This window comes from Nonomuraea sp. NPDC050153, assembly GCF_044460125.1.
GTDB lineage: Bacteria > Actinomycetota > Actinomycetes > Streptosporangiales > Streptosporangiaceae > Nonomuraea.
The window spans coordinates 22,484-47,311 of the sequence record NZ_JBITJQ010000006.1; the positions used below are offsets into that span (position 1 = coordinate 22,484).

The window sequence follows — 24,828 nt, forward strand, 5'->3', positions numbered from 1 at the left end:
TGGACTAGACCATTCAACTACCTTTGGAAACGGCCCCCAGCAGCTCGGGCATCCGGGCGAATCCGATCCTGGCGGCCAGGCGCCTGCCGAGCACCTCCACGAGCAACCCGTAGAAGGGCGCCACCGCGCACACCCAGAGCCAGCCGAACGCCAGCGGCACCACGAACGGCAGCGACAGCAGCGCGATGCCGACCGTGGCCCCCATGGCGGAGGCGAACGCCTGGCCGCCCTGCCCCGGCGCGGCGCCGCTGAAGGCGTTCATCCGCTCGGGCACGGTGTACGGCACCACCACGCTGGTCACAGACCCGACGCCGAGCCCGATGCCGAGCGCGCCCCACCCGGCCAGCGCCGCCAGCGCGATCACGCCGGGATGGCCGGTGAACAGGCCGGTGGCCACGGCGATCACGGCGAGCAGCGGCAGGGCGATCAGCGCGTTGGCCAGGTGCCGCCCGGCCAGGTCGGTGGCCACCCCGCGCTCGGAGCCGAACACCACGGCGTTCATCCAGAGCGAGCGGCCGTCGATGCCGAACGCATTGCCCGACTGCAGCGCGATCATCAGGGCGCCGACGCAGGTGAGCAGGATCGGCAGGCCCTCCGCGCCGTCAGACCTGCCGCCCATGGAGAACGCCAGCACGGCGGTGACCACCACCGCGCTGAACCAGCCGACGCGGAACCTGGGCTCGCGCCTGATGTACTTCAGCTCCTTCGTCACCACGGCCGCCAGCGGCCCGTCCGGCAGGAACCGGTCGGCCAGGCCGCTCTCCTTGCGTACGGACGAGGCCTGCGTGGAGACGTCGGGCGTCACCAGGGCCCGCCCCAGCGCCTTGATCCACAACCAGCCGAGCACCACCACGATCACGGCCACCAGCGCGAGCTCGGCCAGCCCGGCCAGGCCGCCGTCGGCCATCGCGTGCGCCGCCATGCCCGGAGGGGTCCACCTGAGCACCCCCGCCAACTGGCGCAGCATGGCCTCCGGGTCGCCGAGGCCGCGGTTCATCACGAGGTTGGGCAGCTGCGCGAGCACCACCACGAGCAGCGCGGCCACGGCCAGCACGTCACGGCCCCGCCGGGTGCGCAGCGCGCTGGAGAGCGAGGTGGTGATCAGCCTGGACGTCACCACGCACAGCGCGAACTGCAGCAGCACGGCCGGCACCCCGAGCAGCACGCCGCCGACGCCCGTCGCCAGCCCCACCAGCGCGCCGGCCGTGACGATCAGCATGGCGAGCGGCCACACCCCGGTCACGGACGCGGTGAACATGCCGACCGCGAGCTGCCTCGTACGCAGCGGAAGGAGCGACAGCTTCGCCGGATCGAGCGTGTCGTCCAGGCCGAAGGCCAGCAGCGGCACGATCATCCAGCCGAAGAGGAAGGACGTGAACGCGACGATCACCAGGTCGGCGGCGATGTCGTGGGGCGCCAGCCGGAGCAGGCTCATCAGGAAGAAGCCGAGCACGGCCAGGCCGGTGGCGATGACCAGGGTGAAGACGAAGCCGAGCTTGCGCTGGAGGTCTCCGCGCAGGTTTCCGGCCAGCAGCCGGAGCTTGAGCTGCGCGAATAGTGCCACGGTACTCATCACGGCGGTCAACGGCGCTCCTCGGACGCGGCGGGGCTCATGGATGTCACCTGGGGTTGGCGCCGAGCCACGTGAGGCCCTCGCCGTTGTCGCGCGAGCCGCCGACCAGGTCCAGGAACGCCTGGTTGAGGCTGCGCCCGCCGCGTACGTCCGCCAGCGTCCCCTGCGCCACGATGTGGCCCGCACTCATCACCGACACCCAGTCGCACAGCCGCTCGACCAGGTCCATGACATGGCTGGAGAAGATCACCGTCGAGCCGGACGCCGTGAAGCGCCGGAGCACGTCGGTGAGCGTGTTGGCGCTGACCGGGTCGACACCCTCGAACGGCTCGTCCAGGAAGAGCACGGACGGGTTGTGCAGCAGCGCGGCGGCCAGGCCGATCTTCTTGCGCATGCCGGTGGAGTAGTCGACGACGAGCTTGTCGGCGGCGGCGGTCAGGTCCATCACGGCCAGCAGCTCGCCCGCGCGCTGCTCGACGTCGGCCTTGGGGATGCCGCGCAGCCGGCCGTTGTACAGGAGCAGCTCGCGGCCCGACAGCCGCTCGAACAGCCGCAGCCCCTCCGGCAGCACGCCGATGCGCGCCTTGACCTCCACGGGGTCGCGCCACACGTGAAACCCGTCGACCTCGGCCGTGCCGCCGTCGGGGCGCAGCAGCCCGGTGATCATGCTGAGCGTGGTGGTCTTGCCCGCGCCGTTGGGTCCGACGAGGCCCGCGAAGCTCCCCGACGGCACCACGAGGTCGACGCCCGCGACCGCGACCTGCGGCCCGTAGCGCTTGAAGAGCCCGTGCGTGCGAACCGCATCCGTCATGAATCCACTCTAGGAGGAGGACTAACCTTGCGAGCATGAGCACTGCTGCCGAGGAGTCGCCGGACCGGCCGGACATCCACACCACCGCCGGGAAGATCGCCGACCTGGAGCGGCGGCTCGACGAGGCCGCGCACGCGGGCTCCGCGGCGGCCGTGGAGAAGCAGCACGCCAAGGGCAAGATGACCGCCAGGGAGCGGGTGCTCGCGCTGCTGGACGAGGGCTCGTTCGTGGAGTTCGACGAGTTCGCCAGGCACCGGTCGACGATGTTCGGGCTGGAGAGCCGGCGGCCGTACGGCGACGGCGTCATCACCGGGCACGGCACGGTCGACGGCCGGCAGGTGTGCGTGTTCTCGCAGGACGTGACGGTCTTCGGCGGCTCGCTCGGCGAGGTGTACGGCGAGAAGATCGTCAAGGTGCTCGACCTGGCGATCAAGACCGGCTGCCCGATCATCGGCATCAACGAGGGCGGCGGCGCGCGCATCCAGGAAGGCGTGGTGGCGCTCGGCCTCTACGCGGAGATCTTCAAGCGCAACGTGCACGCGTCCGGCGTGATCCCCCAGATCTCGCTCATCATGGGCGCCGCGGCCGGCGGGCACGTCTACTCCCCGGCGCTGACCGACTTCGTGGTGATGGTGGACCAGACGTCCCAGATGTTCATCACCGGGCCCGACGTGATCAAGACGGTGACGGGCGAGGAGGTCACGTTCGAGGAGCTCGGCGGGGCCCACACGCACAACACGAAGTCGGGCGTGGCCCACTACCAGGCCGCCGACGAGCAGGACGCGCTGGAGTACGTCAAGGCGCTGCTGTCGTACCTGCCGTCGAACAACCTGGACGAGGCCCCGGTCTTCGAGCCGGCCACCGACCTGGAGCCCGATCCGGAGCTCGACGAGCTGATCCCCGACTCGGCGAACCAGCCGTACGACATGCACCGGGTGATCGAGCACGTGCTGGACGACGGGGAGTTCCTGGAGGTCCACGCGCTGTTCGCGCCGAACGTCGTGGTCGGGTACGGCCGCGTGGACGGCCAGCCGGTCGGGGTCGTGGCCAACCAGCCCATGCATTTCGCCGGATGTCTGGATATCAACGCGTCGGAGAAGGCCGCCCGATTTATTCGAACATGTGATGCCTTTAATATTCCGATACTGACATTTGTGGATGTGCCGGGATTCCTTCCAGGGACCGATCAGGAATGGAACGGAATCATCCGCCGGGGCGCCAAGCTCCTCTACGCCTACGCCGAGGCCACCGTGCCGCTGATCACGGTGATCACGCGCAAGGCGTACGGCGGCGCGTACGACGTCATGGGCTCCAAGCACCTCGGCGCGGACATCAACCTGGCCTGGCCCACGGCCCAGATCGCGGTCATGGGGGCGCAGGGCGCGGTCAACATCCTCTACCGGCGCGAACTCGCCGCCTCCGACGACCCCGAGGGCGAGCGCGCCCGGCTCGTCACCGAGTACGAGGACACGCTGGCCAATCCGTACATCGCGGCGGAGCGCGGCTATGTGGACGCGGTGATCCGGCCGTCGGAGACCCGGGCCCAGGTCGTCAGGGCGCTGCGGGCCCTCAGGAACAAGCGGGCGACGCTCCCGCCGAAAAAGCATGGGAACATCCCGCTATGACGCCAGATCTGCGAATTGTCCGGGGGGACGCCACGCCCGAGGAGATCGCGGCGTTGGTCGCCGTCCTCGCCGCACGGCAGGGCTCCGACGCCGAACCGGAGGCGCCTTCACGGCCCCGTCGGCAAACGTGGCGAAACCCTGGCAGAGCTATGCGTAAGCCTGTCGTTCCAGGGAAGTCGGCATGGCGGATGAGCGCTCTACCCTAGATAGATCCTGAGAATCGGGTGTCAAGTTCCCCGGGAGTTGGGACTATCTAGAGAAAGTAGGCGTATATAGTCAGCCGATCAACTAACACCGCGGCCTGGAGGACGACATGGCCATCCCAGACCTCATGCCGCATCCTGTGGCAGCCAAGTACGCCGTCCTAGTGGATGTCGGTTATCTGTACGCGGCGGCGGGTGAAGTGCTGCTCGGCGCGAAGGAGCGTAAGGAATATCGGGTGGCCGCCGATGAGCTCATCCAGAGTCTACAGAAACATGCAGAGGAACGTACTTCCGGCGAACTCCTGCGGATCTATTGGTATGACGCAGCCCGTGACCGTGTGCCCACCGTCGACCAGCGGGTCATCGCCCAGCTCCCGTGGGTCAAGGTGCGGCTTGGCAACCTGAACGCCCGTGGCCAGCAGAAAGGCGTGGACGCGCAGATCCGGAGCGATCTGGAGGCGCTGGCCCGGCATCATGCGGTCACCGACACGATCCTGCTGGCGGGCGATGAGGACATGGTTCCGGCGGTCGAGGCGGCGCAGGCGTACGGGGTGCGGATCCACCTGTGGGGCGTCGAGCCGCCGTACGGCACCAACCAGGCCGAGCGCCTGGTGTGGGAGTCCGACACCGTGGAAGTGATCTCCGCTGATTTCCTGAGGCCCTTTTTCAGCCGTGCTCCCCAGCCCGTCCCGGTCACCCCGCCCGCTGCCGCACCGTCGCCCGCGCAGGTCTTCGCCGGGCGCGCGCCCGTCAAGCCGCACGCCAAGCCCGGCCAGGTGGCCAAGCTCGGGCCGAGCCGCCCGCGCGTGGAGGACGTGGGCGAGCACGTGGCACAGAAGTGGATCCTCACGCGTGGCCGCGACAACATCCGCGACCTGCTGCCCGGCCCCATCCTGCCGACCGTGATCGACACCGAGCTGCTGATCGAGGCGGAGAAGGAGCTCGGCCACTCGCTGCGCCCCTACCCGGAGGCGCGGGTGTGGCTGCGTGACGGCTTCTGGGCCCGGGTCTACCGGGAGTTCGACCTGGGCGTCGGCGTCTCGTCCAAGTAGCCGTGCGCCGGGTGTCCGATTTCCGCCGGTCACCCGGCTCGGCCTGCTGACCTGCCGTTCGACGCTCACGTCCGATTTCCGCCAGTCAGCGCCTTCGGGCAGCGCCTAGTGTCGGAGGCATGTCACCACTCCAGCTCGACTTCGACTCCTGCTACCGGGCCGTCTCCGCCAGGGACGCGCGGTTCGACGGGCGCTTCTACACGGCGGTGACGACGACGCGCATCTACTGCCGTCCAATCTGCCCGGCGCGTACGCCTTCGTCCAGGAACGTGCGTTTCTACCGGCACGCGGCGTCGGCCGAGGCCGCGGGGTTCCGGCCGTGCAAGCGGTGCCGTCCTGAGCTCTCGCCCGGCGACCCGGGCTGGGACGTGCGCGGCGACCTGGTCGGCCGGGCGCTGCGGCTGATCGACGACGGCGCGGCGGACGAGCAGGGCGTGGCGGGGCTGGCCGAGCGGCTGCACATCACCGAGCGGCACCTGCACCGGCTGTTCGTGGCCGAGCTGGGCGTCGGGCCGCTGGCGGTGGCGCGGACCAAGCGGCTGCTGCTGGCCAAGCAGCTGCTGACGGAGACGGGGCTGCCGGTCACGGACGTGGCGTTCGCGGCGGGGTTCGGGAGCGTGCGGCAGTTCAACGCGACGATGCGGGAGACGTACGGCTTCACGCCCAGCGAGCTGCGGGCCACGGCGGGCCCGCGGGCCTGCGACGCGACGCTCCGGCTCCGGCTGCACCGGCGCGAGCCCTACGACGTGGACGGGGTCTTCGCGTTCCTGGCCGCGCGCGCCATCCCGGGGCTGGAGGTGGCGGACCTGACGTCGTACGCGCGAGCGGTACCGGGTGGGACGATCACGCTCACGCCGCACCGCGACCACATAGCCCTGGACGTCGCGATCGACGACACCCGGCAGCTCGCCCGCGTCGTGGCCCGCTGCCGCCGCCTCCTCGACCTCGACGCCGACCCGTCCGCCATCTCGGAGATCCTTGAGCAGACCTCGCTCGGGCCGCTGGTGGCGGCCCGGCCGGGGCTGCGGGTGCCGGGGGCGTTCGACGGCTTCGAGCTGGCCGTACGCGCGGTCGTCGGCCAGCAGATCTCGGTGGCCGGCGCCCGCACCCTCCTCGGCCGCATCGTCGCCAAGGCCTCCGGCCCGCTCTTCCCCACCCCGGCCGAACTCCTGGAAACGGACCTGACGGGCCTGGGCCTGACCAACCGCCGGATCGACACGCTCAGGCACCTGGCCGGCCACCTGGTGGAGGGCCGCCTCGACCTCGACGGCGGCCAGGACCCCGCCGAGGCGGTGTCGGACCTGCTCAAGATCCCGGGCATCGGCCCGTGGACGGCCGGCTACATCGCGCTCCGGGCGCTGCGCGACCCGGACGCGTGGCCCATGGGCGACCTCGTGCTCAAGAAGCGCATGGCCGCCCTGGACATCCCCGACGACCACATCGAACGGTGGCGGCCCTGGCGGGCCTACGCCGCCCTGCACCTTTGGAGCTCATCATGATCGCTGCTCAGCTCATCCCGACCCCGATGGGGCCGCTGTCCCTGCTCTGCCGCGAGGGAGTGGTGGTGGCGGCCGGGTTCACCGCCGACCCGACGGAGATGTTCGACCGCCTCACGCCCGAGCTGCGGTCGGAGGGCCTGGAGGTCGTGGACGACCTCGGGGCCGTCTCGGTGGCGGTGCGGGCGTACCTGGCCGGGGATCTGGACGCGCTGGACGCCGTCCCGGTCTCCCAGCCGGGCTCGGCCACCCGCAAGCGGATCCATGCCGCGTTGCGCGAGGTCAAGGCGGGGACCACCGTCTCGTACGCGGAGCTGGCCGAGCGGGCGGGCATGCCCAGGACGGCCGCCCGGGCGGCCGGCTCGGCCTGCGCGCAGAACCTCATCGCGCCGTTCGTCCCCTGCCACCGGGTGCTGCCCAGCGGCGGAGGCTACGGCGGCTACTACTACGGCGTGCCGGTCAAGGAGTGGCTGCTCGCCCACGAGTCCGGCGCTCACTAGGCAGCGCTCACCAGGCGGTGCTTATTAGGTGGCGGGCACCAGGCGGCGGGCCTGGAGGCCCGCCGCCCCCGCCACGGCCAGCCCGGCCAGGCCCAACAGGGCCGCGGTCCAGGCGGGGGCCGTGTAGCCGAGGCCGGCGTCGATGGTGAGGCCGGCCGCGAAGGAGCCGATCGCGTTGCCCAGGTTGAAGGCCCCGATGTTGGCCGCCGAGGCGAGCGTGGGGGCGCCGGCGGCGGCGTCCAGGACGCGGGTCTGCAGGGGCGGGACCGTGGCGAAGGCGGCCACCCCGAACAGCGTGATGGTGATCACGAAGGCCACCTGGCTGCCCGACACCAGGGCCACCGCCACGGCCAGCAGGGTGAGCAGGGCGACCGAGCCGTAGATGCTGGGCATGACCGCGCGGTCCGCCAGCTTGCCGCCGATCAGGTTGCCCGCCACGAGGCCGACCCCGAACAGGGCCATGACCACGGGCACGGCGCCGGGCGAGAAGCCGCCCACGCCGGTCATGATGGGCGCGATGAACGTGATGACGGCGAAGACCGGGGCGAAGCCGAAGACGGTCATCCCCAGAGCCAGCCAGACGCCGGCCTTGCGGAACGTCGCCAGTTCCCGCACGACGCTCCCGGTCGGGCGCGGCTGCCGGGGCACGAGGGCGACCACGCCGGCGAGACCGGCCACGCCGATCGCCACCACGACCCAGAACGTGGCCCGCCAGCCGAACGCCTGACCGATCCACGTCCCCAAGGGCACGCCCAGGACGTTGGCGAGCGTGAGGCCGGTGAACATCATGGCGATGGCGCTGGCCCGCTTCTGCGGCGCCACCAGGTCGGCGGCCACGACGGAGCCGACCCCGAAGTAGGCGCCGTGCGCGAAGGCCGACAGGAAACGGCCGACCATCAGCACCGCGTACGAGGGCGCCAGCGCCGACAGCAGGTTCCCCACGATGAACAGCACCATCAGGGACAGCAGCATGGTCTTGCGCGACAGGCGCCCGCCGAGCATGGTCAGCGGCGGCCCGCCGACGGCCACGCCCAGCGCGTAACCGGAAACGAGCAGCCCGGCGGCCGGGATGGACACGTGGAAATCGGCCGCCACCTCGGGCAGCAGCCCGTTGATGATGAACTCCGTGGTTCCGATGCCGAAGGCGCTGATCGCGAGGGCGAACAGGGCGAGAGGCATAGACTACTCCTCAGACGACGTTAGTAAGCGTGGACATTATTTGCACACGCCGACTATATGAACATACAAGGATGTCGAGGAGGTTGTCACATGCCCCTAGCCGATGACGCCGTGGAGGCGCGCGCCCAGGGCTGGCGCACCCTCGCGGCGCTGCACGCGAGAATCGAGGACAGGCTGGAGAAATCACTCCAGAAGGAGCACTCGCTCAGCGTGAGCGAATACACGGTGCTGGACGTGCTGGCCAGGCAGGACGGCTGGCACATGCGCATGCAACAGCTCGCCAGGGCCGTCGTGCTCAGCCAGAGCGCCACGACCAGGCTGGTGACGCGCCTGGAGAACCGCAGCCTGCTCAAGCGCTACCTGTGCGAGGACGACAGGCGCGGGATCTACTCGGAGGTCACGCAGGCCGGGTTCGAACTGCTCGGACGGGCCCGTCCCACGCACGACGGCGTGCTGAAAGAGGTGCTCGACGAGGCGGCGGAGCAGCCCGAGCTGGCCCCGCTGGTGGCGGTGGTCCGGGCCTGAGCCGCCCGGACCCGCCGCTCACGGCTTGACGTTGCTCTGGATCTCGCCGACCGGCACGTCCCGGCTGGCGCCGACCTGTACGGGCGCGAACTGGAACGGCACCACGTTGTCGGCCACCTGGACCGGCCACACGGTGGTGACGGTCAGCGTGTACTTCTCGCGCGGCTGGTCGATCGCCGAGCGCAGGTAACGCACGCCGCACGTGAACTGGGCGCCCTTCTCGTACGGCTTCCCGGACGCCCCGCAACCCTCCTCGTGCACCTCGGCCCGATCCTTGGACGTACCCGGATCGATCTTGATGTCCTGCAGCGTCGCCACCAGGGTCACGCTCATGACGCCGGGGATCGCCGCCGTGACCGTGCGGCTCGGCTGGCCGACGTTCTCCAGCCAGACGAAGGTCGGGAGGTTGACGAAGCTCTTGGCGTCGGGGTTCAGCTTGACCGTGGGCTCCGGGACGGTCAGCGCGGCCCTGGCGATCTGCGCCAGCTGCTCGATCGTGATCCCGGACGGGGGCGTGGTGTTCGGGGGCATGAAGACGAACAGATCGAGGCCGCCCCAGCAGGCGGCGCCGTTCGGATCGGCCTTGTTGTACGCGGGCACCCACCATCGGCCCGGTTTGCCGAGCTTGTCCTTGAACTGCTGGATGAAGGCCCGGAAGCTCTCCTCGTCGATCCGCGCCCGGTTGGCCGGATCGCGGCCTTCGGTGTGCAGCCGGAACATCTCCTCGGCGCTCAGGCTGGGCTCGTACCAGCAGGGGCGCGGGATGCGATAGCCGTCGCCCGAGCCGCCCCTGGCGCCGTCACCGCTGATCTTGATGGAGCTGGCCTCCAGGCTCAGGCTCGTCGTCCGCCCGCGCTGGCTGCCATTGACGTCGACGTCGACGTCGCGAGGGCCTGGGGGCGGAGCGACCAGCAGCGGCACCGAGAGCAGTACCGCGAGCAAAGATTTCATCGGGAGCATCTCTCTGTGGAGGGGATGTAGGACCTGATGCGCCACACCCCGTCGTCACCGCGATGGGCGACCACGCTCTGGCTGTAAGGGGTGCGCAGCCAATCCGGCTGAGGGGCGACGGCCTTCCCGGTACGGGAGGAGATCATCCGCACGCCCGACTCGTCCACGCATGCGTTGACCTGAGCGCCCTTGCCCATGCGCGCGCTGATCCGCAGGTCGTAGAGCCGGCCGGTCCCGCGCATCGAACGCTCCTCGTCGATGAACTGGTTCACCCACTCCGTCGCCTGCTCCTCGGCCTTGATCTCCAGATTGCGCCGGTAGCCGCGGGTCCCGTCGACGACGGCCTGGCGGGTGCCCACGTACTGGTCGACGATGACCTTCAGCAGCGGGTCGGGATCCGCCGGCCACTCCACCCGCACGCGCAGGCCGTCGCCGATGGCGATGCTCTGGGGGCCGGTCGGCAGCGCCTCCTCCGGCTGTGTCGTCGCCCGGGCGGAGGTCTTGGCGGAGCTCTTCACCGGCGCGGGTTCCGCCGCGGGCGAGTACGGGCGCTCGGCCTGCCCGCAGCCCGCCAGGACGATGACCAGCAGCAGCACGACTCGTCTCATGCCGACGACTCCCTCACCACATGGATGCGCCACGTGGGCAGCAGTTCCTCGATCAGTGCCTCGGTCTCCGGGGCCATCCCGCCGCCGTAAGGGTGCGAGGCCGCCCTGCGGGTCAGGCCCTCGACGACGGCGCGCAGCCGTACGGTGTCCTCGGTGGCGTGCGTGGCCCGCAGCAGGTCGCGCCAGAGGCCCTCGTCGTCCACCGCCAGCAGCAGCGCCGCGCGTACGGCGGCCACGGCGGCGTCCGGCTGCCCGTGCGCGAGCCGCAGCTCGCAGAGCTGGTGCGCCGCGTCGGCCACCTCGGCGGCCACGTCGTACTCCAGGTCCTCGGCCGCCAGCCAGGCGTACCTGCCCGGCTGGCGGCCGCTCAGCAGCGGGCCTCTGACCAGCCCGAGCGCCTTCTCCAGCAGGACGGCCCTGGCCGTCGGGTCGCCCTGCGAGCGGCGTACGAGCTCGCGGAACAGCGCCCAGTCCGTACGCACGTCGGGCCCCAGGCTGAGCCGGCCGGCCTCGTCGGTGAGCAGGTGCTCCCGCCCGAGCCACTCGGCGACCCTGGCGATCGTGGCGTCCCTGACCATGTCCTGCACGCCGCGCGGCCAGAGCACCCCGCCCAGCACCGAGGGATGCACGCCGCCGGGGTGCGTGGCCAGGTAGACCAGCAGCTCCGCGGCCAGTGCCAGCCGGCCCTCCTCCAAGGGCCGCAGGCCGGTGACCTCGATGGGGCCGAGCATCCTGACCTCGACGGCGGGCGGGTGCAGCCCCGCCAGCGGCTCGGCCTCGGGGACGGCCTCGCCGTCGACCCGGGAGGCCGTCCTGAACAGGTCGATCAGGGCCTGGTAGTGGCGGCGGGGCAGGAGCTGGGCCTGCACGTCGAAGCCCAGCTCGGCGATCCTGGCCCGGCCGTCGTCATCGATCTCCAGCGTCCAGGTGGCGTGCGGGACCTCGCCCGCCAGCACGTAACCGGCCGTGTCCCTGCGGGCCAGCAGCGCGAGGCGCCGGGCCTCCTCGTGCGTGGGCGCGACCGCGGACAGCAGGTAGTGGGCCTCGCGCGGGCTGCCGGTGATGCGCCCGGTCAGCACCTCCCTGCGCGGCGTGGCGACGGCCTCCAGCTCGGGCAGCACCTCGGCCAGGCCGCCGACGGCCCTGATCCGGTCGGGCGCGATGGCGGTCAGCTCCTCGCCGAAGCCGACGAGCGTGATGCGCATGCGGTCGGACCAGCGGTTGGTGGCCAGTTCGACGGCGAGCGCGGCCAGCGCGGCGGTGGTCTGCGGGCCGCGCACGTTGATCAGGCCCTGCGCGGCTTCCAGGTCGATGAGCACGCGCCCGCTGGCGTCCGTGCCGATGGAGACCAGCCCGGGGTACGGCGCCCCGCCCGCCTGCTCCTCCAGCAGGCGGCCCTCATGAGCGGGCAACCGCCACACCTGGCCGCCGTCCTGGGCCGTCCACGGCGGCGGCGCGTCGCCGTCCGGCGGGTGGATCCACAGGTCGAGCGTGCGGGCCGACAGGTGCGCCCCGTACACGGTGGGGGGCGTGCGGTTCTGGGCGGCCAGCTCGGCGCCGAGCAGCCGCAGGCCGATGTCGAGGATGCGGGCGCCCGGCGCGTCGCCGCCGAGCCTCAGCGCGACCTCGGCCTGGGCGGCGTCGTCGCGCGGGCGGACGATCCGGCGGCCGAACACCCTGCGCCAGAGCTGCTCGCGGCGCCGCCTGGCCAGCACGAGCAGCAGGCCCGCGGCGGCCAGGGAAGCGGTGGCGAGGTAGTCGGTCAGGTCGGCCGACTGGCTCTCCCGGATGGTGGCCTGCGGCTGGTCGGGCCGCTGCCGCTCCTGCTGCTCCGGCTGGCGGTGCTTGGCCTCGACCTTCTTCTCGGCGTGGCCGGTCCGCTCGTCGGCTTGCCGGCCCGCGTGCTGGTTCGTCGCGGCCCTGCCCGGGTGCTCGCGCAGCGTCTGCTCGCGGGGCTGGTCGACGGGGACGATGTGGACGTGCCTGGCGTCGTCCGGCATGTCGAGCACCCAGCCTGGCCTGATCAGGTCGGCCATGCGCAGGCGGGTGCCGTCCGGCTGCTCCTTCGCCTGATTAAGCCGGTAAATTTCGGGATATCGGCGGCCGTCTCCTAAGCACTTCTCGGCGATCTCCCACAGGCTCTCGTGGTGCCGGCCGTGCGGGGGCTGCACCACGTACACCTTCTTGGTCTTCTGCGTCTCCAGGGTCGTCTTCTCGACGATCGGCGCGGAGTACGCCACCGCCGTGACCGGCGTGGCGGCCGGCGTGGGCGCCAGCTTGGCCAGCGGCACGACCATCGCACCCGCCGTGAACAGCAGCAGCACCGCGCCGACGAGCTTGTTGGCCAGTGCCTGCGTGCCCCCGGAGAGCGGCACGCGGGCCGGCATGCCGACCCTGCGGACGCCCGCGTACACCTCGACCAGCACGCACACGAACATCTGGAACCAGGCCAGCCAGACCAGCAGCACCAGCACGGCCACGACGGTGCTCGGGCCGACGCGGCTGGTGAGCAGGTCGAGGTCGAGCAGCTCGGGCGCGATCGGCGGCCCGACGAACGTGAGCAGCGCGTACGGCACCCCGCCCACGAGCGCCACCAGCACGATCAGCGATCCGATGCCGGCGAGCACGTCTCCTGCGCTGCGCCTGGCTTTGACGCGCACGGGCGTGTGGCGTCCGTGTGGGCGCGCGGGCTCTCGCGTCGGCATCGTCTCTCCCTTCCGCCGTCCAGGGTCGTGCTCGTACGCTCGCCGATCCATCGACCGGTGAGTTTCGGTCTATCTCGCTTCGGGCGCGGCGACGGCCTGGCCGGTCATCTCGTCGCCGGGGAAGCCGATCGCGCTCAGGAAGAACGCCTTCCACTGCACCGACACGGTGACCGTCACCTGCGCCTGTCCCTGGGCAACGGTGCACTCGCCGCGGGTCACGCCCTCGCCGCCCTGCGCGGCGACGATCTCGTCGGCCCTGGCGCACACCTGGTCCTCGCCGAGCAGCCGGGTCTGGCCGGTGGCGCGCAGGTGGTCGACGTCGATCTCGTCGGCGCCGGCCCGCGCGGCCTGCTCGGCCACGTCGGCCGCGCGCAGCCGGGCGTTGATCGCCGCGCCACCGTCCACGAGGAGCCCGGCCAGCAGGAACACGACGACGGAGAACAGCACGGTGAACACCGACATCGACCCCCGCTCGCTCATTCGACCCTCCTGAACTGCTCGATCGGCACCACCGCGGTGCCGGTCATCCGCTTGACGCCCCCGAACCCCAGGAAGCCGAGGTCGAGCTCGCAGCTCACCTCGGCCTGGACCTGGCCGCCCTGCTCCCATTCGGAGCCGTCCAGCGAGACGGACGGGGACCCGCAGGGCCCGGTCAGCGTGCCGTCGGCGACCGCCTTGGCGGCGGCCTCGGCCTCGTCGAACGTGCGCTGAACCGACGCGGCCCGGGCCGCGTCCCTGGCCGCCCCGTTGACGCGCCCCTGCGACTCCACCAGCACCCCCGCCCCGGCCAGGAACATGAGGAACAGCAGGAAGACCGGGGCCAGCATCACGGTCTCCACGGCCATGGAGCCGCGCTCTCCCCCCTTCATGAGCAGTCCCCTCCGCCGTTGTCCGGGCGGAAGCACTCGACCGGCCCGCCCGCGGTGGCGGTGATCGTGAACGTCAGCTCGGGCAGCAGCGGGACGACCTGTACGGCGCTGCCGGTCACGGTGACGAAGCGCTCGTCGGGGTCCTTCTCGGACGTCGTGGCCGTGGCGCCCTGGAGCAGCTTCGGGCCGACGGCCCTGATGATGTCGGTGGCCTTCGCGGTGGCCTGGCCCGGCCAGTCACCGGAGTCGAACGGCGCCGCCCTGGCCACGCGCGCGCCCTCCTGGGCGGCGGCCTCCGCGACCTGCCGGGCGTGGAACCAGAGCGCGACCTGCACGACGAGCAGCGCCACCGCGAGGATGACCGGCATGAGGATGGCCAGCTCGATCACCGTGGCGCCCCGCTCGCGCCTCCTACGGGTTGCCACCGGTGCCGCCACCACCGCCGAAACTGCCTTGGATCTCACCCTGCTTCTGCTCCACCAGCGACTTGATCAAGGTGGCCAGGCCGAGCGCGACACCGGCGATGATGGCGGTGATGATCACCCACTCGACGGCGGAGGCGCCGCGGGTGGGGGCGGTGCGGGCGCGATGGATGCGCACGCCCAGGTACGCGGTGAGGTAAACGATCCAGGGATGGTTCATCAGGACCCCAACATCTTCATAGCGGCGGGAAAACTGAGAAAGATCACGAAACCGGCGCAGAGCAGCAGCTGGGCGACGAGCATCGACTGCGACCGCTCGCCGGCCCTGCCCTCGATCTCCGCCAGCTCGCGGCGGCGCAACGTCGCGGCCCTCGCCGTCAGCGACGCGCGTACTTTGGCGCCGTCGTCGGCCACCAGGCCGAGCGCGGCGGACAGGTCGCGCAGCTCGTCGACGTTGATCTCCTCGCCGAGCTGGCCGAGCGCCTGCCATGGGGTGATGCCGACGATCCTGGCGCCGCTGAGCGCGTCGCGGATGCGACCCATCGCCCAGTTGGGCTGCTCACCGCTGACCGACACGGCCATCATGAGGGCCTCGGGGACGCCTCGGCCGCCGGCCAGGTTCATGGAGACGAGGTCGAGGAACGCGCCGACCACATGGCGGAAGTCGCGCCGCCTGGCCGCCGCGTCCTTGCGTATCTGGAGGTCGGGCAGGAAGAAGAACAGCAGCGCGACGAGCACGGCGGCCCAGAACGGGATGGCGAGCGAGGTGCCCCACTCCATGAGCACCAGCCAGCCGAGCAGCAGCGGGAAGGCCAGCAGGCCGCTGGCCGCCAGCAGCACCTTGCCGGCCAGGAACGCCTCGAACGAGCGGCCGAGCAGCGCCAGGTCCGCCTTGATCGACCTGACCTCCCAGCCGCGGGCCGCGTACAGGCGGGCCAGGCGCGCGCCCAGGCCGCGGCGGAACGCGCTGACCTCCTCCTCGGGCAGCAGGAGCTGAACGCTCGGGGCGCCCGCGTCCTCGCGCACGGCGTCGAGCGCGAGCAGCCGCGCCACCAGCCCCGGGCGGGCCGGGAAGAGCGCCCGCAGCAGCACGAACAGGCCGAGCCCGAGTACGGCTCCGCCCAGCGCGCCCTCAACCATTGACGCCGCCTCCTCCCATGAGCAGCCGGGTCGGCTTGTCGAACCTGGCCAGCCGCCTCATCCAGGCGAACCCGGCCCCGAACAGCCCCGCGACGACCAGGAGCACGGCCTGGCCCAGCAGGCCCTCGTACTCGGCCACGTAGGAGGGGTTGAACAGGATGAGGAGCCCGGCGAAGACGAGCGCGGTGATCACCACGATCTGGACGCTGCGCCTGGTCGCGCGGCGTTCGGCCTCGACGCGGCGGCGCATGTCGAGCTCCTCGCGGGCCGAGACGGCCAGCGCGCCCAGCACGTCGCGCAGGCCGGGGCCGCGCAGCCGGGAGTTGAGGATGAGCGCGGCCACCACGAGGTCGGCCGACGGGTCGTCGAGCTCGTCGGCGAACAACGCCAGGGCCTCCGGCAGCGCCATCCTCGTGTGCAGCCGGTCGATCATGGCGCGCAGGTGTGGCCTGAGCATGGGCGCGGCGGCCCTGATGGACGACGGGATGGCCTGTTCGAGCCCGGCCGCGCCGGCGATCGTGTCGCGCAGGGACTCGGTCCAGGCGGCGAGCCCTTCGAGCCGGCGCATGGCGGCGCGCTCCTCGGCGGCCCCGCCCGACAGTCCGCGCCAGGCGAACACGAGCAGCACCGTGCCCACCGCCATGACCGGCCAGCCGGTGATGATCAGGACCAGCCCGGCCGCCACCGCGGCTATCGCGGTGCGGGTGGTCAGCGCCTTGAGCAGGTGGCGCTTGGGCTGGGACGGGCGGGGGCGCATGCCGTACAGGGAGATGAAGAACAGGAACAGGCCGCCGCCGATGACCGCTCCGGTGAGCAGCGCGAACGGGTCGAAGATCATCTCGTCACCATCCCCCCGGCAGGTATCCGTGGGCGGCTAGCTCGTCCAGGCAGGAGACCGGCGCGTGCGGGACGGCGGCGCCGTCGGGGCCCGGCACGAACACCTCGCTCGACAGGACTCGGCCGTCGCAGCCGTTGACCTCGCGGATGCTGGCCACGTAGCGGCGCAGGGTGCCGCCGACGTGGTAGTCGTTGCGCTTCTCGATGAAGACGACGAAGTCGATGGCGCCCGCGATGAGCATGTGGGTCGCGTCGATCGGGAGGCGCTCGCCAGCCTGCAGGGCGTAGGTGGAGATGCGGTTGAAGACCTCCATGCTGGAGTTGGCGTGGATGGTCGACAGGGAGCCGTCGTTGCCCTGGGTCATCGCGTTGAGCATGGTGACGATCTCGTCGCCGAGGACCTCGCCGACGATGACGCGGCTGGGGTTCATCCGCAGCGAGCGTCTGACCAGCTCGGCCATGGAGATCTCGCCCTGGCCCTCGGAGTTGGGCAGGCGTTGTTCGAAGGCGACGACGTTGGGGTGGAGCTCGGGGAACTGGTCGAGGCCCAGCTCCAGGGCGCGTTCGACGGTGATGAGGCGCTCGCTGGGCGGGATCTCGTTGGCCAGGGCTCTGAGCAGGGTGGTCTTGCCGGCGTTGGTGGATCCGGCGATCATGATGTTCTTGCGGGCGGCGACGACGGCGGTCAAGAACCGGGCTATGTCCCGACTTATCGTGCCGTTGCCTGCCAAGTCGGACAGGAAGACCTTGCCGAGGCGGGCGCGGCGGATGGAGACCGCCGGTCTGACGGTGACGTCCATGACGGCGCTCAGCCTGGAGCCGTCGGGGAGGCGCAGGTCGAGCTGCGGGTTGGCGGTGTCGAACGGCCTGCTCGACAGGCCCGAGTACGCCGCCAGGATCTGGATGAGCTCGATCAGCTCGTCGTCGGACTCGGCGACCGGGTCGTGCATGACCTCCTGGCCGTCGGCGTAGCTGACGAACACCCTGTCGCAGCCGTTGATGTCGATGTTCTCGACCTGGGGGTCGTCGAGCAGCGGCTGCAGCCTGCCCACCCCGAACAGCGCGGCGTGGATGCCGGCCGCGAGGGCCTCTTCCTCCTCGACCGTGGGCGGCGTGCGGCCCAGGCCGATCTCGTTGCGCGCGTGCTCCTCCAGGACCTGGGAGATCAGCGCGCGGGCGAACTGGCGCTCGTCCTCCCCCGTCATCGGCGGCAGGCCGTTGGCCTGGTCGAGCCGGCGCTGGTGGGCGAGGCGGTCACCGACCTCCTGGCGGAAGCGCTTGACCAGCGAGTGATCGATCATCGGTGGCTCACCAGCCTCCCCGCCAGGTCTCTCGCGGTGCGGATGAGCAGGGACCGGTCGAGCCGTCCGCCCCACTGGCCGCGCAGCAACTCGGCGCCCTTGGGGTCGTGCGCGAGGCCGTACACGTACTGGACGGTCGGGCCGACGATCCTGCGTACCTCGTCGATGGAGCCGCGGTAATTACGCGGGTCGGCGATCACGGCGACGCCGTGCGCCTTGGTGATCTGGAGGCGTTCGCGCAGGTGGGCGACGTGGTCGAGGGTGGCCCTGGTGAGCAGCACGACCTGCTCGGCCTCGGCGATCAGGTCGCCGAGCTGCGCGTGCGCGCCGAGGCGGCCGCAGTCGGCGATCACGTCGGCGTCCGGGATGCCGGCGAGCGCCCTGCCCAGCGGGCCCCACAGCCAGGTGAGCCCGGCGGCCTGCTCGCCGTGCGTGAGCCCGACCAGCACGTCCAGACCACCGACGATCTTCTGCGTGTGCTGGTGGATCTGGGCGGGCTCAAGCCCGCGCCGCGCCGTGGCGCCGAGGGTGAGCAGGCCCTTGCCGGGGTTCAGCACGCCGCCGTCGGCGGCCGGGAGCCGGTAGGCGAGGTCGCCGCCCGCCGGGTCGCATTCGGCCAGCAGCACGGGCCGCGGCCACACCGCCGCGAGGGCCGTCGCCGCCGTCGTCACACCCGGAGCGCCTTTGTCGGCGGCCAGTACGATCAGCGCCACGTCAGCGTGCCCCCGGTAGCTCGGCCACCGCGATCTCACCGCTGGAGGCGAACGCCACTATTTCCGGTGACGCCGATGAATCCACTATTACCGTGATCTGGCCAGAATTTCCCGTCCGGGACTTGTCACCCGCCGAGAACACGAGGGCGCTTTCCGCGAGCACCCGCGTTTGTCCCTGGCCCGAACGGCTCGGCACATATATCACCTGGACCCTGTCGCCCGCCTCCACTCCGGCAGGCATTTGCCCTGGCTTGAGGGCCAATCCGACGGTCGCCTTTCCCTGGCCCAGCTCGCTGCTCTGCTTGAGTCCCATCCGGCTCGTCAGCAGCGTGCCGGGCAGGACCGTGACGGTCGCGAAGCTGTTGGCCACCTTGCCGCGCTCCGACCAGCTCACGTATTCGACACCGCCGTCGGCCGCGATCTGGACCTCTTCCAGCGCCTGCTCGGTGAACTTCTGACCCGCGCCGACCTGCTGGGTCACCCGGATCGCGGAGACGCGGTCGCCGCTGCGCAGCACGAGCAGGGTCGTGGCCAGCGCGCCGCCCAGAATCAGGAGAACGGCCAAGGCGGCGAGGGCCGGCTTGCGCTCTCGAGGGGGCACGGGGAGCCTGCGCGAGGCCGGGCCGGACAACCCCGCCGCCGCGTTGACGGCAGGCTTTTCACTGGTCCTCATGGGTGGGGGGCTCCCAATTGAATCGTGGAATTGCCGCCATTATGTGGGGCGGGGAGGGCGCGCGGGGGCGGAATGCGAGGACCCATGCTTGTTTCGCAGGTGACGGGATCTCAATGCCGAATAATCGATGCCCGTTCTTTCTATCGAGTTGACGAACGACGTTTCCTCCGGCTAGCCGCCACTCCCATAACACCCACCACAACATTCACCCCATTACCACGCCCACCCCCATATCCCCACCCGCCACCTCACTCCGCCGGGGTCATCACCCCCTCCCCCACCCAGCCCATTCGCACGACGCCCAACCACCCAGCCCGACACAACCCGCACGACGCCCAACCACCCACCCCACCCATGCCACACACAACGCCCACCCCTAACCAAACAGACAGCAATGCCATACGCCCCTCACCCACGCCCGCCACCCCCCAGGAACCCGCCCACCCCCGTCAAGGAGCGAAGACCGGTTATCCACAGCCACCAGGAGCACCAACCCCCACCCATCCACAGCGACGGCCAGCCATGCCTTTGCCGTCAACCAACCCGCCTACTCTCGCTGCGGGCGCTACCTTTGGGCGCCCGAGATCCGAGCGAGGAGACGGCATCATGCGGATCATGCTCACCGTGCTCGGCGGGCAGGGCGACCGTGACGTCGTGATCGACGGCGACGACGGCGCCACAGTGGCGAGGGTGAGCGACGCGCTCAACGATCACGGGCCGCTGGCGAAGGTCGTCCGCCTGCCCAGAGCACGAGCCCCCTACGGAATGTCGCCCCCGCAAGACACCGGCACCCACGTGCCACACCCCCGCCAACCGGAGCACACCACAACACAGGCGGCACAGGCGGCCACAGCACGGGCAGGCACGCCACATGCAGGCACGGCGCAGTCAACGGCTGTGCCGGTCCTGTGGCGTGACGGCCGCCCGCTCGACCCCCGCGCCCCCGCCACCGCCGTCCTGCGCGACGGCGACAAGATCACGCTTGACCCCCAGCTCGCCCGCGCCACCCTCATCGAGGAGCCGGGCGGGGTGGCCGAGGTACGCGTGGTGGGCGGCCCGGCGGCCGGCGCCGTACACCGGCTGGGCCTGGGCGTGCACGTCATCGGTTCCGACCCGATGTGCGCCATGACCACCGCCGACCCCACGCTCGCCCCGGAAGCGGTGACCGTACGCGTGACGCCCGACGCGATCACGATCGAGCGCGCGTGGCGACCGCCCGACGAGGCGCCCAAGCTCAAGCTCAAGGGCAGATGGGCCGAGGAGGTCGCCGAGCTCACGGCCAGGGTCGCCGAGCGGGAGGCGGCCGAGCTCGCCGCCGACTACGGCGAGGTGCCCGAGCTCGACGGCCGGCCGCTCACGGAGCAGATCGAATGGCCCGACCAGGCCGTGCTCACGTGCGGCTCGTCGGTGTTCGTGCTGACGTCGATCGAGCCCAAGGACGCGCACCTGGCGCCCAGGAGCGAGGGCGGCGTGTCCTACAACCGCCCGCCCAGGCTCCGGCGCCCGGAGCCCGAGCGCAAGTTCGTCAAGCCCAAGGAGCCGTCCAGGAACGAGGGCCTGCGCCTCCAGTTGCTCGCCGCCCTCCTCCCCGCCGTGCTCGGCGTGACGCTCGCGTTCGCCCTGAAGCAGCCGTACTACCTGCTCGTCGCCCTCATGACCCCGGTCATCATGATCGGCCAATGGTGGAGCGACCGCCGCCACGGCAAGAAGCAGCACAAGCAGGCGCTCAAGGACTACAACGAGCAGCTCCAGGCGTACGACGAGGCCGTCGAGCAGGCGAGGGTGGCGGACGAGGCGGCCCGCAGGTCGGACGCGCCCGACCCGGCGCAGGTGCTGCTCACCGCCACGGGCCCGCGCAGGCGGCTGTGGGAGCGCAGGATCCACGACGCCGACTCGCTCAGGCTCAGGGTCGGCCTCGCCGACCTGCCCGCCAACCTGGAGCTGTCGGAGGAGCAGGGCGGCGCCGTCGAACCGCCGATGTGCCGTTCGGTTCCGGTGGCGCTGCCCATGCGCAGGCTGGGCGTGGCAGGCGTCACGGGCCCGCGCGCCGCGGCGACCAGCCTCGCGAGCTGGCTGATCGCCCAGGCCGCGACCCTGCACAGCCCCCGCGACCTGGCCATCGTGGTCGTGTCCGCGCACGCCGACGGCGAGCGCCGGTGGGGCTGGATGCGCTGGCTCCCGCACTGCACGCCGCGCTCGGGCGAGGAATGCGTGGCGCTGGTCGGCACCGACCCCGAGTCGGCCGCCCGCCGCGTCGCCGAGCTCGCCGCCCTCATCGACGAACGCCAGAACACCGCCATCCCCGAACTGGGCAAGATCCCCACCGGCTGGGACGACCTCGGGGGGCCGGAGAAACCCACCTTCTCCTCGTACGACGTGCGCCCGTACGACGTCCTGGTGATCCTCGACGGCGCCCAGGTCCTGCGCGGCCTGCCGAACATGCCGCAGGTGCTGCGCCAGGGCCCGCGTTCAGGGGTGTTCACGCTCGCCATCGACGACGACCAGCGGTTGCTTCCCGAGGAGTGCCAGACGGTGGCCGCGTGCGGCGCGGACGGTCTCGTCCGCCTGCGCGGCGGCGGCCTCGACGTCATCGGCCCGATCCTGGGCGACCTGGTCTCCCCCGCCTGGTGCGACCGGCTGGCCCGGGCCCTGTCTCCGATCCGCGACGTGAGCAGGGACGACCTATCGGGCAACCTCCCCGACGCCGTCCGGCTGCTCGATCTGATGGGCCTGCCCAGCCCGTCCGGCCGGGAACTGGCCGGGCGATGGCGCGCCCAGGGCTCCACCAGCGCGCTGATCGGCATCGGCCCCGAGGGCCCGTTCTCGGTGGACCTCAGGCTCGACGGCCCCCACGGCCTGGTCGCCGGCACCACGGGCGCGGGCAAGTCGGAGCTGCTGCAGACGCTGATCTGCTCGCTGGCGGTGGCCAACCGGCCCGACCAGCTCACGTTCGTGCTGATCGACTACAAGGGCGGCGCCGCCTTCAAGGAGTGCGTACGCCTGCCGCACACGGTCGGCATGGTCAGCGACCTCGACGGCCACCTGACGCAGCGGGCCCTCGACTCGCTGGCGGCCGAGATCCGCCGGAGAGAGCGCCTGCTGGCGGCGGCCGGCGCCAAGGACATCGAGGACTACACGGGCACGGGCATGCCGCGGCTGGTGTTGATCATCGACGAGTTCGCCGCTCTGGTGGCCGAACTGCCCGACTTCGTCACGGGTCTGGTTGACATCGCCCGCCGTGGCCGGTCGCTGGGCATCCACCTCATCCTGGCCACGCAGCGCCCAGCGGGCGTGGTCACGGCCGACATCCAGGCGAACACCTCCTTGCGCATCGCCCTGCGCGTGACCGAGCCCGCCGAGTCCTCCGACGTCATCGACCTGCCGGACGCCGCCCATATCTCCAAGTCGACGCCCGGCCGCTGCTACGTCCGTTCCGGGATGGGTGCCGCGACGGCCGTACAGACTGCCAGGGTAGGAGGCCGCAGTCCCGCACCGGGCTCGACGGGCCCGTTCGCCGGGCCGGGCGCCACCGTCAGGGTGCTCGACGTGAGCTGGCGCTCGCTGGGCAGACCCCTGCCGCCCCCTCCGGAGCCGGCGGAGGACTCGACGGTCACCGACCTCACCCTGGTCGCCGACGCCCTCATCGAGGCCACCCACCTGGCCGCGGTCCCCGTCCAGCCCAGCCCCTGGCTCGACCCCCTCCCCACCCAGTTCATCCTGGACCTCCCGGCCCTCACCACCCCACCCCCGGGAACCACGCCACCGCTCCCACCCCCCAACGGCTCAGACCCCTCAGCACCGCAAACCACACCAAAGAGCGTTTCCAAGCGGCACATCCCAGGGATCGCCGCCCACCCCCACGACCCCATCCAGGCCTCCGTAAAAGGCTCGGCCCAGCCTTCCCTCGGCCTCCCAGGCACCCCACCCCTGGACCGCCCCACGCCCCTCAACCCAGCAGCCCCGGGCCACCGCTCCCCCGGAGGCGCCAATGGCCCCCTACCAGGCAGCCCGCGCGACCCAGCACCGGTCCCCTTCGCTCCCCCGCCGGAGCACCGCGGCGCGGCATCCCCGTCGGGAGTCGGCGAGGTGCCTCCCCTGCCTTACGGGCTGACCGACCGCCCCTGGGCGCAGGACCGCCGCCCACTGGCCCTGGACCTGGCCCACGGAGGCCACCTGCTCATCGCGGGGGCCGCCCGCTCCGGCAGATCGACGGCGCTGCGCACGATCGCGGGCTCCATCGCGGCCCACGCCTCGCCCGAAGACGTCCACGTGCACGCGGTCGACTGCGGCTCCGGGGCGCTCCTGCCCCTGATGGCGATGCCCCACTGCGGCGCCGTCGTCACCCGCGACCAGCTCGACCGGGTCGAACGCCTCCTCACCCGCCTCCGTGCCGAGGTCGGCCGCCGCCAGCAACTCCTGGCCGAGGCCGGGCACGCTTCCCTGGCCGAATACCGCCAGGCCGGCCACCGCCTCCCTTGGCTGGTGTTCATGCTCGATCGCTGGGAGGGCTTCGTCGCCGCCTTCGAGAGCTACGACTACGGCCGCCTCATCGAGGCCCTGCTCCAGCTCATGCGCGAAGGCCCGGCGGTGGGGTTCAGGGCGGTGGTCACCAGCGACCGTTCGGGCCTGCTCGGCCAGGTCTCGACGGTCTTCGACGACCGCCTGCTCCTGCGCCTCTCGGACTCCGCCGACTACGGCCTGGCGGGCTTCCCCCTCAAGGGCCTGCCCTCGTCGATGCCACCCGGCCGAGCCCTCTCGATGGGCGAGCACGGCATCGTCGAGCACCACATCGCGCTGCTCTCCCCCGACCCGTCGGGCCCGGCCCAGGTCGCCGCCTTCCAAACCCTGGCCCGCACTTCGACGGCGGGCCCGGAGGGTCCTCGACGGGCTTCCGGCCCCGCTCACGGTCGATCCGCGGGCGCCGGCCAGGGCACCTGGCCTTGGAAAGGCGACCCGCCCTTGCGGGTGGACGCCCTCCCCATGCGCATCACGGCATCCCAGTCGCTCGCCCTGGACCCGACGTTCACACCCCCGTCCCCGTTGTGGGCGCTGATCGGCGCCGGCGGCGACGCCCTGGCACCGCTCGGCCTCGACCTGCTGGCCCACGGGCCCGGCGCCGTGATCGCCGGCCCGTCCCGCTCCGGCCGCTCGTCCGTCCTGCTGACCGCCGCCCATTCGCTCATCGCCCATGGCACGCCCGTCATCGCCGTCGCCCCCAGACGCAGCCCGTTAAGGGAGCTGAACGGCGCCCTGGCCGTGCTGGACGGCAACGCCACCAACCTGCCGGAGCTGGTCGCGGAGCTGCACCAGTACGTCGTGCTCGTGGACGACGCCGAGCTGATCAATGCGGACGGTCCGCTGGGGATGGCGTTGGAGGAAGTGCTCCGATCGGGCCGGGACGGAGATCACGGATTGCTGGTCGCCGGCACCACCGGAGACCTGGCCGTCGCATATCGCGGCTTCGTCGCCGAAACACGCAAGTCCCGCACCGGGGTGCTGCTCGCGGTCCAAAGCCAGGCCGACGGCGACATCTTCTCGATCCGCCTCCCCCGCGGAACAACCGGAGGCCCCCCTGGCCGAGGCTTCCTGGTACGAACGGGCAACACCACCCCCATCCAATCGGCCCTGCCCGACCACGACTGACG

Annotated in this window: 22 protein-coding genes; 7 read left to right on the forward strand and 15 right to left on the reverse strand. The window is 71.5% G+C overall.

Annotation, left to right across the window (positions count from 1 at the left end; translation table 11 throughout):
* Positions 1–13: 13 nt before the first annotated feature.
* On the reverse strand, positions 14–1,573 hold the full coding sequence (locus ACIBQ1_RS17170) for a hypothetical protein (RefSeq protein WP_397279105.1): 1,560 nt from the start codon (positions 1,571–1,573) through the stop codon (positions 14–16).
* Positions 1,574–1,619: 46 nt separating this feature from the next.
* Complete coding sequence (locus ACIBQ1_RS17175; protein WP_397278477.1) at positions 1,620–2,384, reverse strand: ABC transporter ATP-binding protein; 765 nt, start codon at positions 2,382–2,384, stop codon at positions 1,620–1,622.
* 35 nt (positions 2,385–2,419) lie between these two features.
* On the opposite strand from ACIBQ1_RS17175, the gene ACIBQ1_RS17180 reads away from it, so the two are divergent.
* From ACIBQ1_RS17180 to ACIBQ1_RS17200, 5 genes are all read left to right on the forward strand, one after another.
* Positions 2,420–4,009, forward strand: coding sequence for an acyl-CoA carboxylase subunit beta (locus ACIBQ1_RS17180; RefSeq protein ID WP_397278479.1), 1,590 nt, complete (start codon positions 2,420–2,422; stop codon positions 4,007–4,009).
* A complete protein-coding gene (locus ACIBQ1_RS17185; protein WP_397278480.1) occupies positions 4,006–4,215 on the forward strand; it encodes an acyl-CoA carboxylase subunit epsilon in 210 nt (69 codons plus the stop codon). The genes ACIBQ1_RS17180 and ACIBQ1_RS17185 overlap by 4 nt, the downstream gene beginning before the upstream one ends.
* Before the next feature lie 107 nt (positions 4,216–4,322).
* Positions 4,323–5,264, forward strand: coding sequence for an NYN domain-containing protein (locus ACIBQ1_RS17190; protein ID WP_355370801.1), 942 nt, complete (start codon positions 4,323–4,325; stop codon positions 5,262–5,264).
* A 119-nt stretch (positions 5,265–5,383) separates the two neighbouring features.
* Complete coding sequence (locus ACIBQ1_RS17195; RefSeq protein ID WP_397278482.1) at positions 5,384–6,763, forward strand: DNA-3-methyladenine glycosylase 2 family protein; 1,380 nt, start codon at positions 5,384–5,386, stop codon at positions 6,761–6,763.
* Positions 6,760–7,260, forward strand: a complete 501-nt coding sequence (locus ACIBQ1_RS17200) for a methylated-DNA--[protein]-cysteine S-methyltransferase (protein ID WP_397278483.1) — start codon at positions 6,760–6,762, stop codon at positions 7,258–7,260. The genes ACIBQ1_RS17195 and ACIBQ1_RS17200 overlap by 4 nt, the downstream gene beginning before the upstream one ends.
* 24 nt (positions 7,261–7,284) lie before the next feature.
* Here the strand turns inward: ACIBQ1_RS17200 and ACIBQ1_RS17205 are convergent, their stop codons facing one another.
* Positions 7,285–8,439: an MFS transporter gene (locus tag ACIBQ1_RS17205; protein WP_397278485.1), complete on the reverse strand. Its 1,155-nt coding sequence runs from the start codon at positions 8,437–8,439 to the stop codon at positions 7,285–7,287.
* Positions 8,440–8,529: 90 nt separating this feature from the next.
* Between ACIBQ1_RS17205 and ACIBQ1_RS17210 the strand changes: the two genes are divergently transcribed.
* Positions 8,530–8,964: a MarR family winged helix-turn-helix transcriptional regulator gene (locus tag ACIBQ1_RS17210; protein ID WP_397278487.1), complete on the forward strand. Its 435-nt coding sequence runs from the start codon at positions 8,530–8,532 to the stop codon at positions 8,962–8,964.
* 18 nt (positions 8,965–8,982) lie between these two features.
* Here the strand turns inward: ACIBQ1_RS17210 and ACIBQ1_RS17215 are convergent, their stop codons facing one another.
* The 12 genes from ACIBQ1_RS17215 to ACIBQ1_RS17270 all read right to left on the reverse strand — a co-directional run bounded on the left by ACIBQ1_RS17215 (position 8,983) and on the right by ACIBQ1_RS17270 (position 19,183).
* The gene (locus tag ACIBQ1_RS17215; protein WP_397278488.1) at positions 8,983–9,915 is read right to left on the reverse strand and encodes a hypothetical protein; all 933 of its coding nucleotides are present in this window, start codon (positions 9,913–9,915) and stop codon (positions 8,983–8,985) included.
* Positions 9,912–10,523 carry a hypothetical protein gene (locus tag ACIBQ1_RS17220; RefSeq protein ID WP_397278490.1) on the reverse strand — a complete coding sequence of 204 codons (612 nt, stop codon included), beginning with the start codon at positions 10,521–10,523 and terminating at the stop codon, positions 9,912–9,914. Before ACIBQ1_RS17220 ends, ACIBQ1_RS17215 begins: the two co-directional genes overlap by 4 nt.
* Positions 10,520–13,228 carry a BTAD domain-containing putative transcriptional regulator gene (locus ACIBQ1_RS17225; protein ID WP_397278491.1) on the reverse strand — a complete coding sequence of 903 codons (2,709 nt, stop codon included), beginning with the start codon at positions 13,226–13,228 and terminating at the stop codon, positions 10,520–10,522. Before ACIBQ1_RS17225 ends, ACIBQ1_RS17220 begins: the two co-directional genes overlap by 4 nt.
* A 69-nt stretch (positions 13,229–13,297) precedes the next feature.
* The gene (locus ACIBQ1_RS17230) at positions 13,298–13,708 is read right to left on the reverse strand and encodes a pilus assembly protein TadG-related protein (protein ID WP_397278493.1); all 411 of its coding nucleotides are present in this window, start codon (positions 13,706–13,708) and stop codon (positions 13,298–13,300) included.
* The gene (locus tag ACIBQ1_RS17235; protein WP_397278495.1) at positions 13,705–14,097 is read right to left on the reverse strand and encodes a TadE/TadG family type IV pilus assembly protein; all 393 of its coding nucleotides are present in this window, start codon (positions 14,095–14,097) and stop codon (positions 13,705–13,707) included. The genes ACIBQ1_RS17230 and ACIBQ1_RS17235 overlap by 4 nt, the downstream gene beginning before the upstream one ends.
* Entirely contained in the window at positions 14,094–14,522 is a 429-nt protein-coding gene (locus tag ACIBQ1_RS17240; protein ID WP_397278497.1) for a TadE/TadG family type IV pilus assembly protein, read from the reverse strand. Before ACIBQ1_RS17240 ends, ACIBQ1_RS17235 begins: the two co-directional genes overlap by 4 nt.
* A complete protein-coding gene (locus tag ACIBQ1_RS17245; protein WP_397278499.1) occupies positions 14,509–14,739 on the reverse strand; it encodes a hypothetical protein in 231 nt (76 codons plus the stop codon). Before ACIBQ1_RS17245 ends, ACIBQ1_RS17240 begins: the two co-directional genes overlap by 14 nt.
* Positions 14,739–15,659: a type II secretion system F family protein gene (locus ACIBQ1_RS17250; RefSeq protein ID WP_397278500.1), complete on the reverse strand. Its 921-nt coding sequence runs from the start codon at positions 15,657–15,659 to the stop codon at positions 14,739–14,741. The genes ACIBQ1_RS17245 and ACIBQ1_RS17250 overlap by 1 nt, the downstream gene beginning before the upstream one ends.
* The gene (locus ACIBQ1_RS17255; RefSeq protein ID WP_397278502.1) at positions 15,652–16,497 is read right to left on the reverse strand and encodes a type II secretion system F family protein; all 846 of its coding nucleotides are present in this window, start codon (positions 16,495–16,497) and stop codon (positions 15,652–15,654) included. Before ACIBQ1_RS17255 ends, ACIBQ1_RS17250 begins: the two co-directional genes overlap by 8 nt.
* Positions 16,498–16,501: 4 nt before the next feature.
* Entirely contained in the window at positions 16,502–17,797 is a 1,296-nt protein-coding gene (locus tag ACIBQ1_RS17260; RefSeq protein ID WP_397278504.1) for a CpaF family protein, read from the reverse strand.
* Complete coding sequence (locus tag ACIBQ1_RS17265; RefSeq protein WP_397278505.1) at positions 17,794–18,510, reverse strand: hypothetical protein; 717 nt, start codon at positions 18,508–18,510, stop codon at positions 17,794–17,796. The genes ACIBQ1_RS17260 and ACIBQ1_RS17265 overlap by 4 nt, the downstream gene beginning before the upstream one ends.
* A 1-nt stretch (position 18,511) precedes the next feature.
* Positions 18,512–19,183 carry a hypothetical protein gene (locus tag ACIBQ1_RS17270; protein WP_397278506.1) on the reverse strand — a complete coding sequence of 224 codons (672 nt, stop codon included), beginning with the start codon at positions 19,181–19,183 and terminating at the stop codon, positions 18,512–18,514.
* A gap of 606 nt (positions 19,184–19,789) precedes the next feature.
* Here ACIBQ1_RS17270 and ACIBQ1_RS17275 point away from each other — a divergent pair.
* On the forward strand, positions 19,790–24,826 hold the full coding sequence (locus ACIBQ1_RS17275) for an FtsK/SpoIIIE domain-containing protein (RefSeq protein WP_397278508.1): 5,037 nt from the start codon (positions 19,790–19,792) through the stop codon (positions 24,824–24,826).
* Positions 24,827–24,828 lie beyond the last annotated feature (2 nt).

Bases quoted from the DNA above. Each gene is read 5' to 3' on its own strand.
- ACIBQ1_RS17170 (WP_397279105.1), bottom strand. From the start codon at position 1,573: ATGAGTACCGTGGCACTATTCGCGCAGCTCAAGCTCCGGCTGCTGGCC.
- ACIBQ1_RS17175 (WP_397278477.1), bottom strand. From the start codon at position 2,384: ATGACGGATGCGGTTCGCACGCACGGGCTCTTCAAGCGCTACGGGCCG.
- ACIBQ1_RS17180 (WP_397278479.1), top strand. From the start codon at position 2,420: ATGAGCACTGCTGCCGAGGAGTCGCCGGACCGGCCGGACATCCACACC.
- ACIBQ1_RS17185 (WP_397278480.1), top strand. From the start codon at position 4,006: ATGACGCCAGATCTGCGAATTGTCCGGGGGGACGCCACGCCCGAGGAG.
- ACIBQ1_RS17190 (WP_355370801.1), top strand. From the start codon at position 4,323: ATGGCCATCCCAGACCTCATGCCGCATCCTGTGGCAGCCAAGTACGCC.
- ACIBQ1_RS17195 (WP_397278482.1), top strand. From the start codon at position 5,384: ATGTCACCACTCCAGCTCGACTTCGACTCCTGCTACCGGGCCGTCTCC.
- ACIBQ1_RS17200 (WP_397278483.1), top strand. From the start codon at position 6,760: ATGATCGCTGCTCAGCTCATCCCGACCCCGATGGGGCCGCTGTCCCTG.
- ACIBQ1_RS17205 (WP_397278485.1), bottom strand. From the start codon at position 8,439: ATGCCTCTCGCCCTGTTCGCCCTCGCGATCAGCGCCTTCGGCATCGGA.
- ACIBQ1_RS17210 (WP_397278487.1), top strand. From the start codon at position 8,530: ATGCCCCTAGCCGATGACGCCGTGGAGGCGCGCGCCCAGGGCTGGCGC.
- ACIBQ1_RS17215 (WP_397278488.1), bottom strand. From the start codon at position 9,915: ATGAAATCTTTGCTCGCGGTACTGCTCTCGGTGCCGCTGCTGGTCGCT.
- ACIBQ1_RS17220 (WP_397278490.1), bottom strand. From the start codon at position 10,523: ATGAGACGAGTCGTGCTGCTGCTGGTCATCGTCCTGGCGGGCTGCGGG.
- ACIBQ1_RS17225 (WP_397278491.1), bottom strand. From the start codon at position 13,228: ATGCCGACGCGAGAGCCCGCGCGCCCACACGGACGCCACACGCCCGTG.
- ACIBQ1_RS17230 (WP_397278493.1), bottom strand. From the start codon at position 13,708: ATGAGCGAGCGGGGGTCGATGTCGGTGTTCACCGTGCTGTTCTCCGTC.
- ACIBQ1_RS17235 (WP_397278495.1), bottom strand. From the start codon at position 14,097: ATGAAGGGGGGAGAGCGCGGCTCCATGGCCGTGGAGACCGTGATGCTG.
- ACIBQ1_RS17245 (WP_397278499.1), bottom strand. From the start codon at position 14,739: ATGAACCATCCCTGGATCGTTTACCTCACCGCGTACCTGGGCGTGCGC.
- ACIBQ1_RS17250 (WP_397278500.1), bottom strand. From the start codon at position 15,659: ATGGTTGAGGGCGCGCTGGGCGGAGCCGTACTCGGGCTCGGCCTGTTC.
- ACIBQ1_RS17255 (WP_397278502.1), bottom strand. From the start codon at position 16,497: ATGATCTTCGACCCGTTCGCGCTGCTCACCGGAGCGGTCATCGGCGGC.
- ACIBQ1_RS17260 (WP_397278504.1), bottom strand. From the start codon at position 17,797: ATGATCGATCACTCGCTGGTCAAGCGCTTCCGCCAGGAGGTCGGTGAC.
- ACIBQ1_RS17270 (WP_397278506.1), bottom strand. From the start codon at position 19,183: ATGAGGACCAGTGAAAAGCCTGCCGTCAACGCGGCGGCGGGGTTGTCC.
- ACIBQ1_RS17275 (WP_397278508.1), top strand. From the start codon at position 19,790: ATGCGGATCATGCTCACCGTGCTCGGCGGGCAGGGCGACCGTGACGTC.